This window comes from Burkholderia sp. IO2, assembly GCF_029522185.1.
Classification (GTDB): domain Bacteria; phylum Pseudomonadota; class Gammaproteobacteria; order Burkholderiales; family Burkholderiaceae; genus Burkholderia; species Burkholderia cenocepacia.
This window is the reverse complement of record NZ_JAKWFH010000004.1, coordinates 152851-164805: the sequence shown is the minus strand read 5'-3', so window position 1 is coordinate 164805 and position 11955 is coordinate 152851. Positions and strand designations below refer to the sequence as shown.

At 68.8% G+C, this 11955-nt stretch carries 9 protein-coding genes; 5 read left to right on the top strand and 4 right to left on the bottom strand.

Features of this window, described 5'->3' with window-relative positions:
• Positions 1-32 precede the first annotated feature (32 nt).
• The 4 genes from MMB92_RS04070 (at position 33) to MMB92_RS04055 (ending at position 5498) form a co-directional block, all read left to right on the top strand.
• Positions 33-1817 (top strand): efflux transporter outer membrane subunit, encoded by a 1785-nt coding sequence (locus MMB92_RS04070; RefSeq protein WP_346828514.1) that lies wholly within the window; start codon positions 33-35, stop codon positions 1815-1817.
• Positions 1817-3007 carry an efflux RND transporter periplasmic adaptor subunit gene (locus MMB92_RS04065; protein ID WP_059721826.1) on the top strand — a complete coding sequence of 397 codons (1191 nt, stop codon included), beginning with the start codon at positions 1817-1819 and terminating at the stop codon, positions 3005-3007. The genes MMB92_RS04070 and MMB92_RS04065 overlap by 1 nt, the downstream gene beginning before the upstream one ends.
• 226 nt (positions 3008-3233) lie before the next feature.
• A complete protein-coding gene (gene fdhA, locus MMB92_RS04060; RefSeq protein WP_006488979.1) occupies positions 3234-4430 on the top strand; it encodes a formaldehyde dehydrogenase, glutathione-independent in 1197 nt (398 codons plus the stop codon).
• A 153-nt stretch (positions 4431-4583) separates the two neighbouring features.
• The gene (locus tag MMB92_RS04055; protein ID WP_006498737.1) at positions 4584-5498 is read left to right on the top strand and encodes a LysR substrate-binding domain-containing protein; all 915 of its coding nucleotides are present in this window, start codon (positions 4584-4586) and stop codon (positions 5496-5498) included.
• Here MMB92_RS04055 and MMB92_RS04050 read toward each other — a convergent pair.
• The 3 genes from MMB92_RS04050 to MMB92_RS04040 form a co-directional block, all read right to left on the bottom strand.
• On the bottom strand, positions 5487-6374 hold the full coding sequence (locus tag MMB92_RS04050) for a DMT family transporter (RefSeq protein ID WP_048985121.1): 888 nt from the start codon (positions 6372-6374) through the stop codon (positions 5487-5489). The genes MMB92_RS04055 and MMB92_RS04050 overlap by 12 nt on opposite strands.
• 163 nt (positions 6375-6537) lie before the next feature.
• Complete coding sequence (locus MMB92_RS04045; protein WP_277562544.1) at positions 6538-7311, bottom strand: hypothetical protein; 774 nt, start codon at positions 7309-7311, stop codon at positions 6538-6540.
• 203 nt (positions 7312-7514) lie between these two features.
• Positions 7515-8936 carry a PLP-dependent aminotransferase family protein gene (locus tag MMB92_RS04040; protein ID WP_006498742.1) on the bottom strand — a complete coding sequence of 474 codons (1422 nt, stop codon included), beginning with the start codon at positions 8934-8936 and terminating at the stop codon, positions 7515-7517.
• Between the two features lie 274 nt (positions 8937-9210).
• On the opposite strand from MMB92_RS04040, the gene MMB92_RS04035 reads away from it, so the two are divergent.
• Complete coding sequence (locus MMB92_RS04035) at positions 9211-10620, top strand: discoidin domain-containing protein (protein ID WP_080322405.1); 1410 nt, start codon at positions 9211-9213, stop codon at positions 10618-10620.
• A 62-nt stretch (positions 10621-10682) separates the two neighbouring features.
• Here MMB92_RS04035 and MMB92_RS04030 read toward each other — a convergent pair whose 3' ends face one another.
• The gene (locus MMB92_RS04030; protein WP_077175816.1) at positions 10683-11798 is read right to left on the bottom strand and encodes a GlxA family transcriptional regulator; all 1116 of its coding nucleotides are present in this window, start codon (positions 11796-11798) and stop codon (positions 10683-10685) included.
• Between the last annotated feature and the right edge of the window lie 157 nt (positions 11799-11955).

Here is an 11955-nt window from a genome sequence, read left to right as displayed (position 1 = left end):
GCGGTTCGTTGATCGCGGCGGCCGCCGCGGCAATGCTCGCACTGGGCGGGTGCGTGCCGTCGGGCTTCCTGCCGTCGCTGTCGCTGCGTGCGCCGGCCGACGATGCGCTCGTGCATACCGCCGGCCCGGGCGCGAACGGCGCGTGGCCTGCGCCCGACTGGGTGAAGCAGTTGCAGGACCCGCAGCTCGACGATCTGGTCGCCGAGGCGTCGCAGCACAACCCCGACCTGCAGGTCGCGCAGGCGCGGCTGAGGATCGCGCAGGCACAGCTTCAGCAATTCGATTCTCTGACCGGTTTGACGGGCACGGCCGGCGCGACGATCAGCCGCGCGCGGATGCCGAAGCCCGGCGACATCGCCGACGTGACGGCCGGCGGCTATCGCGTGCCGGTGCAGATTTTCGGTGATCCGAACGTGTCGCCGTCTTCGATCTTCGTCGGGCTGAACTACCAGCTCGATCTGTGGGGCAAGAACCGCGCGGCGACGAAGAGCCTGATGTCGTTGCGCGACGCGGCCGGCGTCGAGGCCGAGCAGGTGCGGCTCACGCTCGCCGTCGCGATCGTCACCGTGTATTGCCAGCTCGACCAGGCGTACGCGGTGCGCGACCTGTTGCAGCAGAAGCTGAAGATCAGCCAGCGCGTGACGGCCGTGCTGCGCGAGCGCACCGCGCGCGGCCTCGACAACGCGTACGACGCGAGCGATGCGTCGATCAAGCGCAGCCGCCTGCTCGAACAGATCGCGCTGAACGACGAGCAGATCAAGCTCGCGCAATTGCAACTCGGCGTGCTGTCCGGCCGTGGCCCGGAGCGCGGGCTCGCGCTGCAGCGGCCGCGCGTCGGCGCGTTCGCGGGCGGCGCGGTGCCGGCGCGGCTGCCGGCCGATCTGCTCGGCCGCCGGCCCGACATCGTCGCCGCGCGGCTGCGGGTCGAGGCCGCGTTCGCGAATGCCGACTCGACACGCGCGCAGTTCTATCCGGACGTGAACCTCGTCGCGCTCGGCGGTGTGTTCGCACTGACGCCCGCGTCGCTGTTCTCGCGCGATTCGATCGCGGGCTCCGTCGGCCCGGCGATTTCGCTGCCGATCTTCGATCGCGGCCGGCTGAAGGCGAAGCTCGGCGCGGACGTCGCGCAAGCCGACGTCGCGATCGGGTTGTACAACAAGACCGTCGACGACGCGCTCGGGCAGGTCGCGCAACTCATCACGTCGCTGCAGACGTCGCAGACGCTCGTCGCGCAGCAGCAGGACGCGGTCGCGGCCGCGCAGAAGATCGTGCAGATCGCGGCGGATCGGCATCGGCGCGGCGTGCTGATGCAGAAGGACGTCGATGTCGCGGATCTCACGCTGATCGACGAGCGCACGCAGATGATCGCGTTGCTCGGCAAGCAGCGCACGCTCCGCGTGGGGTTGATCGGCGCGCTGGGTGGCGGGTTCGATGCGGGCGCAACGGTCGCGCAGGCGCAGACGCCGGCCGTGCATCAGGCGCGCGGCGGGGCGGCCCGGCGCGGGGCCGCGACTGCCGTGGCCGCGAACCGGGCGACGGTGGCGGGGCCTTCGAACGACTCGCCGGCGGCCAGTACGGCGAGCACGGCGATGTCGGCGGCCTTCGCCACGACGCGGGCCGCGCCCGCCCCTGAATCCGCGCGACGCGACGACACGGCGCGCCCGTCGACGATCGGCGCGACCCGTCCCGACGCAGCGCCTCGCGGCACGCCCGTGCTCGCGCGCACGGCCGCGGCGAGTCCGGCGCGGAGCGCGTCGCCGATGCCCGCGATTCCCGTCTTCCAGCACGATCGTCTGATCGTTACGCAAAGCGACTGATGCACCACGACAACCTTCATTCCGCCGCGCCGCCTGCCGCGCTGGACGACCCGGCCCTCGATGGGCGCCGCGCGACGCGTCGCAAGCGCTTCACCGTGTTCTTCGCGATCGTGCTGCTGGCCGCGATCGCATGGACCGCGTACTGGCTGTTGAGCGACCGCTATTACGAAGACACCGACGACGCGTACGTCGCGGGCAGCATCGTGCAGGTCGCCGCGCAGATCCCGGGCGCCGTGACCGACGTGGTGGTCGCCGATACGCAGGCCGTGCGCGCCGGGCAGACGCTCGTGCGGCTCGACGACACCGAGGCGTCCGTCGCATTCGCGCAGGCGAAGGCGCAGCTCGCGCAGGCCGTGCGCCAGGTCGCGAACGCGAAGATCTCGAACACGATGTACGTCGAGGCCGTGAATGCGCGGCGCGCCGACCTGTCGCTGGCGCAGCGCGCGCTCGCCGCGCGTTCGGGTGCATCGGTCGAGATCGTCGCGCCCGAAGAACTGGCACGGGCCCGCGCGGCCGTGGCCGGTGCGCAGGCGAACCTTGCGGCCGCGCAGGCGCAGCTCGACGCGGCGCGCGCGCTCGGCGGCAAGCTGCCCGTCGACGAAAGCCCGGCCGTCGTGCAGGCGGCCGCGCAGTTCAAGCTCGCGTACCGGAACCTGAAGCGCACGACGATCGTCGCGCCCGTCGACGGCACGGTCGGGCAGCGCTCGGTGCAGGTCGGCCAGCAGGTCGGGCCCGGCGTGCCGCTGATGTCGATCGTGCAGCTCGACCGGCTGTGGATCGAGGCGAATTTCAAGGAAGGGCAGATCCGCCACATGCGCGTCGGGCAGCCGGTCGAGGTCGTGTCGGATCTCTACGGCTCGCGCATCGCCTATCGCGGCCGCGTGCAGGGCTTCTCGGCGGGCACGGGCAGCGCGTTCTCGATGCTGCCGTCGCAGAACGCGGCCGGCAACTGGATCAAGGTCGTGCAGCGCGTGCCGGTGGTGATCGCGATCGATCCGCGCGATCTCGCCGCGCATCCGCTGCGCGTCGGGCTGTCGATGCGCGCGACGGTCGACACGCACGACCGCAACGGCCACGCGCTCGACAGCGAGCCGCCGACGCCCGCCGTCAGCACGCGCGTGCACGACGGCGTCGCGAGCGACGCGGAAGCGGCCGCCGCCGCGATCATCCGCGAGAATCAGGGCGGGTAGCGCCGGCCCGTCGAGGTTGGGCCGGCCGCAAGGGCCGGTCCGGCCCCCGGTAGATTCCCGCCCGACTTTCGTATTTCCGCCATCGATGTCGGCGCCGATCAAACGCATGTCGCGTTTGAGACATCGGCGCCCCTGCCTCCCGGACTACTCTCGAACAGCACGTTGCGCGTGCGCCGCAAGGGCCGGCGCGCCGCGGCGCCATCCAACGAGACATGGAGACAATACGATGAGCAGCAATCGAGGTGTCGTCTATCTTGGACCGGGCCAGGTCGAAGTCCAGAAAATCGATTATCCGAAGATGGTCGACCCGAGCGGCCGCGCGATCGGCCACGGCGTGATCCTGAAAGTGGTCAGCACGAACATCTGCGGCTCCGACCAGCACATGGTGCGCGGCCGGACGACCGCGCCGGTCGGCCTCGTGCTCGGTCACGAGATCACCGGCGAAGTGGTCGAAGTGGGCCGCGACGTCGAGACGCTGAAGCTCGGCGATCTCGTGTCGGTGCCGTTCAACGTCGCGTGCGGCCGCTGCGCGATGTGCAAGGACACGCATACGGGCGTGTGCCTGAACGTGAACCCGTCGCGTGCCGGCGGCGCGTACGGCTACGTCGACATGGGCGGCTGGATCGGCGGCCAGGCCGAGTACGTGCTCGTGCCGTATGCCGATTTCAACCTGCTGAAATTCCCGGATCGCGACCAGGCGATGGCGAAGATCCGCGACCTGACCTGCCTGTCCGACATTCTGCCGACCGGTTATCACGGTGCGGTGAGCGCCGGCGTGAAACCCGGTTCGACGGTCTATATCGCGGGCGCGGGCCCGGTCGGGATGGCGGCGGCCGCATCGGCGCGCCTGCTCGGCGCGGCCGTGACGATCGTCGGCGACATGAACGCGGAACGTCTCGCGCATGCACGGGCGATGGGGTTCGAGACGGTCGATCTGTCCAAGGACGCGTCGCTCGGCGAGCAGATCGAGCAGATCCTCGGCGTGCCCGAGATCGACTGCGCGGTCGATTGCGTCGGCTTCGAGGCGCACGGCCACGGCTCGTCGGGCCATGCGGAGGAAGCACCCGCGACGGTGCTGAACTCGCTGATGGAAATCACGCGCCCGGCCGGCGCGATCGGCATCCCGGGCCTGTACGTGACGGACGATCCGGGCGCGAAGGACAAGGCCGCGCAGCACGGCAGCCTGAGCATCCGCTTCGGCCTCGGCTGGGCGAAGTCGCATTCGTTCTTCACGGGCCAGACGCCGGTGCTCAAGTACAACCGCAACCTGATGCAGGCGATCCTGTTCGACCGGTTGCCGATCGCGAAGATCGTCAACGTCGAAGTGATCTCGCTCGATCAGGCGCCGGAAGGGTACAAGAAGTTCGACGGCGGCGCGCCGCGCAAATTCGTCATCGACCCGCACGGGTTGCTGGCGGCGTGATGCACTAGCGTTCGACACGCGCCACACGAAGCGGGCGGTTCCGGAAACGGGCCGCCCGTTTTCGTTGCCGGAGCAAAGGCGGGGCCGCGCAATTGCTGCGATAATCATCGCCCGTTCCCGAACCCTCCACCGCCGCGCGGCGGCGCTCCACGGATGGCCAAGTCACTTCCCCTCGCCGCGTTGCACACGTTCGTCGAAGTGGCGCGTTGCGGCAGCATGAAACAGGCGGCCGACCTGCTCTGCATTTCGCCGGGCGCCGTCAGCCAGCATGTCCGCAATCTCGAGGATCGCCTCGCCGTGCGCCTGTTCGAGCGCACCGGCCGCGAACTCGAGCTGACCGGCACCGGCCGCGCGCTGTTCGACCAGCTCGCCGGCGGCTTCAACGAGATCGAGGCCGCGTGGGCGAGCGTGCACGGCGCGAACCGGCGCATCGTCCGGCTCGCGGTGACGACCACCGCGTCGTTCGCGAACACGTGGCTCGTGCAGCGGCTCGGGTCGTTCCATGCCGCGTACCCCGAAATCGAAATCACCGTCGAGACGCGCGCGCAACTGGTCGACTTGCGCCGCGACTACGTCGACGTCGCGATCCGGCACGGGCTGGGCCGCTATCCCGGGCATGCATCGTTCCGCATCTGGACGCCGGAGCTGTGGCCCGTGTGCAGCCCGCAACTGCTGGATCCCGCGCGCCCGATCGACGCCCCCGCCGATTGCCTGTCGTACCCGCTGCTGCAGGACGCCGACCGCGCCGACTGGGTGCTGTGGCTGCGCACGCAAGGCATCGAGGACGCGCGCGCGCCGCGCGGCGCGAGCTTCAGCGAGGATGCGTTGCTGATCAGGGCCGCGGTCGCCGGGCAGGGCATCGCGCTGGTGCGCGACATCTATGCGCGCGACGAAGTCGCGGCCGGGCGGCTGGTTCGCGTGCTGGCGCGGCCCTGGCCGACCGAGTTCTCTTATTACGTCGTGTGCAGCGAAGTGCGCCAGCACGAGTGGAAGATCGCCGCGTTCCGCGACTGGCTGGCGCGGGAGATCGGCCGCGACGAGCGCGACGCCCCCGATCTACTGGCTTGACCCGCGCACGGGAGCCGAGGCGAAGCCCTTGAGCTTGCCGGTCGCGAGCGCCGTGCCGAGCAGGATGATCGCGCACCCGGCGACCGTCTGCACGGTGATCGTCTCGTGCAGGAAGATCGCGCCCCACACCACGCCGAAGACCGGAATCAGGAACGTGACCGACGCCGCGTATTGCGCGCCCGCACTGCGAAGCAGCCCGAAATACAGCAGGTAGGCCACTGCCGTGCAGATCGCGCCGAGCAACACCACCGCGATCCATGCGGACGCATGCACGGGACCGTGCGGCCACATCGGCAGCGCGAGCGGCACGAGTGCGACGGCCGCGAACAACTGGCTGCCGAACGCGGACACGAACGGCCGCACGTTCGCGAGCTTGCGCTTCGAGTAATGCGCCGCGAACCCGTACGACAACGTCGCGAGCATCGCGGCGGCGATCGCGCCCGGCGCGCCGGGCGTGCCGGTGCCGAGCGCCGAACCGGCGAGAACGACGACCCCGGCGAAGCCGAGCGCGAGACCGATCGCCTGCGGTTTCGCCAGCGGCGCGCGCAGCCACACGTACGCGACGATCGCGGTCCACAGCGGGGTCGTTGCATTCAGGATCGAATCGGTGCCGGCCGTCACGAACAGGGCCGCATAGGTCAGCAGGCAGAATGGCAGCGCCGAGTTCGCGATGCCGACGACGAACAGCGGCACGACGTGCGCGCGGAATTCGTGCCGCGCTTGCGCATCGCGCAGCACCGGGGACAACAGCACGGCCGCGATCGCGACGCGCAATGCGATCAGCGGGACGACGCCGAATTCCGGCGCGCCCATGCGCATGAACAGGAAGGACGCGCCCCAGATGGCAGCCAGGGTCACGAGCTGCAGTGCATTCATCGACAGACTCCGTTCGGTGGATCGGACTGCGCCGGCGTGCGATACGCGCCGGCGCGGGCGAATGACCCATTGAACGTCATGCGTCCGTCGCGGCACAAACGAGGTTTCGTGAGGGGCGGTTTAGAAAATTGAATCGACGGGCACGCGGGCCCGGATCGCGCGCTCAGTGGCCGCGATAGAGCTTCGCGAGTTCGGCGTTGCTGGCCGCGGCGCGACGTGTCCGCCCGGTGTGCAGGCTGACGCGGCGGATCGCACGCGTGCGATGGGCGGTGTCGGGGTTGCCTTTCCAGTCGGCGACGCGGACCGCGCCGGTGCGCGTCCGGTCAGGCGCGCGCAACGACGGCGCGGCCTGTGCAACCGCCATCCGGCGCGCGGGTTTGCCGGCGAGCGGGGCGTCCTGTGGCGGATTGGCCAGTGGCGGACGGGCTGCCACCGCCGTTTCATCGGTCGAATGAAACGGGTAGACGGGTGCCGGCACGACCGGTATCAATGGCTCGTTCGACGCTTGAAGTACGGCTCCGGTCGCGACGGCGCCCGGCACACCGGAGCCCCGACAGACGGAATCGGCCTTGCAGGTCTGGTCGACCATCACGTAGCCGCCGACCAGCAGCACGAGCGTCAGTATGCTCAGGATTGGCGCGCTCGATGCGCGCGGCCGCTGGAAAGCCGCGTTGCGCAGCGCTCGGGCGACGCGCGACGACCATGTATGGAACGACCGCGGCGCATGCGCGGCACGCGCGTCGGCCGGTGTGTGGCCAATCGACTCGAACGGCCAGTTCCACTGACCGCAGACGGGGCAATGCTCGAGCGCGCGGAACGCCACGAAACCGCATTCGCGGCAGCGGCAGCAAGCGGCGTGCCGCGATTCGGCGCGCGTGTTCAGCACGGCCCGCCAGGCATCGCGCGCGCGGACACGCCGGTTGGGCAGGACGCGCATCGTCAGCGACCGGCGCGCGCCATCGTCGGGTTACACATCGGCGGTCGTTCGCATGCGGTGTTCATGTCATTCTCCATAACATCGGACGCGTGGAACCCGTTCGTCCGCGGCTGCCTGCCGCTTCATTCTTGGTCGTTCGCGCGTGAAACGCAAGGCGCATGTCGCGCGTCGCGTGCCGCACATTTCGTGCCGCCCGTCTCGTGCTAGCCGCCGTGCCGTTGCCGGGACGCGAGCGTGCCGAGCGTCTCCAGCGCGCGCTCGACGGCCGGTGTCCACGGCCGCCCGTAGTTGAGCCGCAGATAGCGGCGAAAGCCGCCGGTCGCGGAGAAGATCGGCCCGGGCGCGATGCTGACACCGCTCTCCATCGCGTCGTCGAACAGGTGCATCGCATCCATGTGCGGCGGCAGTTCGATCCACAGAAAATATCCGCCGCGCGGCGCGAACACTTCGGTGTCAGCCGGAAAATACGCGCGCACGGCCGACAGCATCTGAGCCTGGTGCGCGGCGAGATTGCGTCGCAGCTTGCGCAGGAACCGGTCGTATGCGCCGTCGCGCAGGTAACTCGAAATCGCCATCTGCGCGGGTACGTCGGCGGCCGGCCCGCTCGCGCCTTTGGCCTGACGGATCTGCCGCACGAAGCGGCCGGCCGCGACCCAGCCGATCCGGAACCCGGGCGCGAGACATTTCGAGAACGACCCGCAATGCAGGACGAGCCCGCTGTCGTCATACAGTTTCGCGGGGCGCGTGGGGGCCGTGCCGAACTGCAGTTCGCCATACACGTCGTCCTCGATCAGCGGCACGCCGCGCGACGCGAGCAGCTCGATCAGCGCGCGCTTGCGCTCGTCGGTCAGCGTCGCGCCGGTCGGGTTGTGGAACGACGTCATGAACCAGCACGCGCGCACCGGATGCGTGTCGAGCGCTTCGGCGAGCGCGTCGAGATCGAGGCCCGTGCGCGGGTCGACCGGAATCTCGACGGCCTTCAGGTGCAGGCACTGGACGACCTGCAGCACCGCGTGGAATGCCGGCCGTTCGATCGCGACGATGTCGCCCGGGCGCGTCAGCGCCTGCAGGCTGAGCGTCAGTGCCTCGATCGCTCCCGTCGTGATGACGATCTCCTCCAGCGGCAGCGACGCGCCCGCATTCAGGTAACGCAACGCGATCTGGCGGCGCAGCGCGTCGTAGCCGGGCGGCAAGCCCGCCAATAGCTTGCCGCGGTCCATGTTGCGGGCGGCCGACGCGACGTGACGCCACAGGCTGCTCATCGGGAACAGCGAATAGCTCGCGAATGCCGAGCCGAGCGGCACGACGTCGTCGCATTTGAGCGAGTCGAGCAGGCGGAACAACGCGTCGTCGTCGCCGGTTTGTGCCGCACCTGGCTTGCGCGGCGGATCGTGGCCGAACCGCACGTGCTTGTCGGCCAGGTTCGCCACGAAATAGCCGGAGCGCGCCCGCGCGACGATCAGGCCCTCGCTTTCGAGCGCGTAGTACGCGCGAAACACGGTGGACGGACTCACGCGATACGCGCGGCATGCCGCTCGCACGGTCGGGATACGTGCGCCGGCCGCGAGGTCGCCGCGCCGGATGGCGTCCGCGATCGTCTGTGCCAGCACCGCATAGCGCTTCATGCTTGTCCCCCGGCCGATCGGGCCTCGATGACAAAGAGTAGTACGGCAGCCGTCACGTGCAAGCGCGCCCCAAATCGCTGATCCGTATGTTTCAGGCGTCCTCTGATCCTTTTCTTTCGTCTGACCAGAAGGCACACTCCCGCAAGTTTTGTTCCCGATGTCCGACCGATACGGAATTCACGCTGCCCGACGGCGGATCCGTGGCGCCCGCGCTTTCCGCGCGGGTCCTTTTCTGCGGCCGTCCTAGTCCTTACCTTACCCGGAAGTATCCAGCGTGAAATTGAAGACCCTCGTCGCGGGCCTCGTGGCCGGCCTCGCCCTCAACCTGTTCAGCGGCGTGGCAGCCGCAGCCTGCGTCAACAATCCCGCCGCCCAGCCGAATGCGACGTTCCCCGCCGCGCTGACCGGCAAGCTCGTCTATCACAGCTACGTCAAGTACGGCGACGGCACGAGCCAGCTGTTCCTCTACGATTTCTCGGCCCGCACGCTGACGCAACTCAGCAAGAGCGCGTGGGGCATCACCGATCCGATGAACGGCGTGTTCAGTCCCGACGGCAAGTGGCTCGCGTTCATGGGCATCAGCAACGGCGCATGGAACGTGTTCATGCTGCAGCTCGGCGCCGGCACGCCGCCCGTCAACATGACGCACAGCACGGGCGCCACGCGCAACGAAGACCCGAAGTTCAGCGCGGACGGCAAGACGCTCGTGTTCAAGCAGAACGGCGACGTCAAGCAGGCGACGCTGTCGTACACGAGCGCGGGCCCGGTGTTCACGTCGATCGTGAGCCTGACGAACGCGCCGGCCGGCGCCGAATACTCGATGCCGTTCCTCGCGCCGGACGCGAGCGCCGTGTACTACGCGACCGGCACCGGCTCGAACATGGGGCTGATGAAGCGCACGATCGCGACCGGCGTCACCGCCGTGTTCGATCGTCCGGCCGGGCTGCAGACGTACTACCCGACCGTGCGTGCGGACGGCATGGTGTACTACGCGCGCTGGAAGGACAGCGGCGGGGCCGACCAGATCTACGCGAAGACGGGCGACCCGGCGTCGACGCCGAGCGCGCTGGCGCTCAACGACTGCATGAGCAACAACTCGGATCCGGCGCCTGTCAGTGGTACGAACTACCTGTTCTTCTCGTCGACGACGGCGGGCGGCTATCAGCTCTACGTCGGCGACGTGACGACCGGCCAGCGCTGGAGCCTGTCACAGTTCGGCGTGAATGCGGATGCGACGAAGGCGAAGCTCGGGGCGAACTACTACGGCGGCCCGGCCGCGGCGCGCACGCTGCTGTCGCAGGGGCGGCCGGCCGCGGCGTCGGCGAGCTACAACGCGTCGCTCACGCCGGACAAGGCATTCGACGGCAACACGACGAGCACGCGCTGGGATTCGCCGGAAGGCGCGGGCGTCGATCCGCAGTGGATCTCGGTCGATCTCGGCGCGACGAAGACGATCAGCAGCATCGATCTATACTGGGACGCGGGCGCGCTCGTCTACCAGATCCAGACGTCGAACGACAATGCGAACTGGACGACGATCTACTCGACGAGCAACGGCGTGTCGTACGGCCATGTGACGCTGCCGAACCTGAACGGGCAGGGCCGTTACGTGCGGATGCTCGGCACGAAGCGGGCGACGCAGTGGGGGTACTCGCTCGATGAAATGCAGGTGTGGGGATCGTAAGTACCAGCAAAAAGCGGCCTTGATTGAAGGCCGCTCTTTTTTTGCTTCAAATGCTGCCCGCTTCACGCATGCAGCACATGCGCCGGAAACGCCGGCGCTGCGCTCGCCGCCCCCTGCGCGAGCGGCGCGACCTGCTTGCGGCGCTCGCGCGTCGGCGCGACGCCGAACGCGTCGCGATAGCTCTTGCTGAAGTGGCATGCCGACTGGAACCCGCACGCCATCGTGATGTGCATGATCGACATGTCGGTCTGCAGCAGCAGCTCGCGCGCGCGGCGCAGCCGCAACGTCAGGTAGTAGTGCGTCGGCGTCATCCCGAGATGCTCGCGGAAGAGGCGCTGCAACTGCCGCTGCGACATGTTCGCGAGCCGCGCGAGTTCCTCGCGCGACAGCGGCTCCTCGATGTTGTTCTCCATCAGCGCGATCACTTCGAACAACGACTTGTTCGCCGAGCCGAGGCGCGCGACGAGCGGCATGCGCTGCTGCGCGCTCGTGTCGCGCACGTGTTCGACGATGAACTGCTCGGCGATCTGCGTGACGCGTGCGGTGCCGACGCGCGCGGCAATCAGGTTCAGCATCATGTCGAGCGGCGCGACGCCGCCCGTGCACGTGATGCGGTCGCGGTCGATCACGAACAGTTCCTTCAGGAAGCGCGTGTCCGGAAACTCCTCCTTCAGCGCCGACATGTTCTCCCAGTGGATCGCGCATGCGTAGCCAGCGAGCAGCCCCGACTTCGCGAGCGCATAGGTGCCCGTGCACAGGCTGCCGAGCGGGATGCCCGCGCGCGCGAAGCGGCGCAGGGTCGACAGATGGGCAGGCGTGGTCGCACGCTGCACGTCGACGCCGCCGCAGACGAACACGATGTCGGGTTGCCCCGCGCATTCGGCCGGGCCCGTATCGACCGTGAGGCCGTTGCTCGCCGTGACCGGGCCGCCGTCCGGACTGATCACCGACCAGCGGTAGAGCGGCTGGCCGCTCAGGTAGTTCGCCATCCGAAGCACCTCGATCGCATTGGTGAACGCGATCATCGTGAAGTTCGGTAAAGGCATGAACGCGAAGTGGGACAGCGACGCTGTGCGGTCGGGCGACATGGGGAGCGTTCCTTGAATCTCTAATAGCTTTTCGCCCGGGGCACGGATCGGGCTGCGGTATTGTGTGAGCGAGCGCAACAAGCGTGCCATACGGCTAAACCCTAGCTCCATACGTTGTCTGGGCGTAAGGCCGATGCTGCACTGCACCGTATCCGGGACAAGCCGCACCCCGAACGAGCGGCAAACGCACTGCCGGTGTGCGTGTCCATAGGTGAATCGTCGATACCGTTTCGGCAGGTCATCCCGA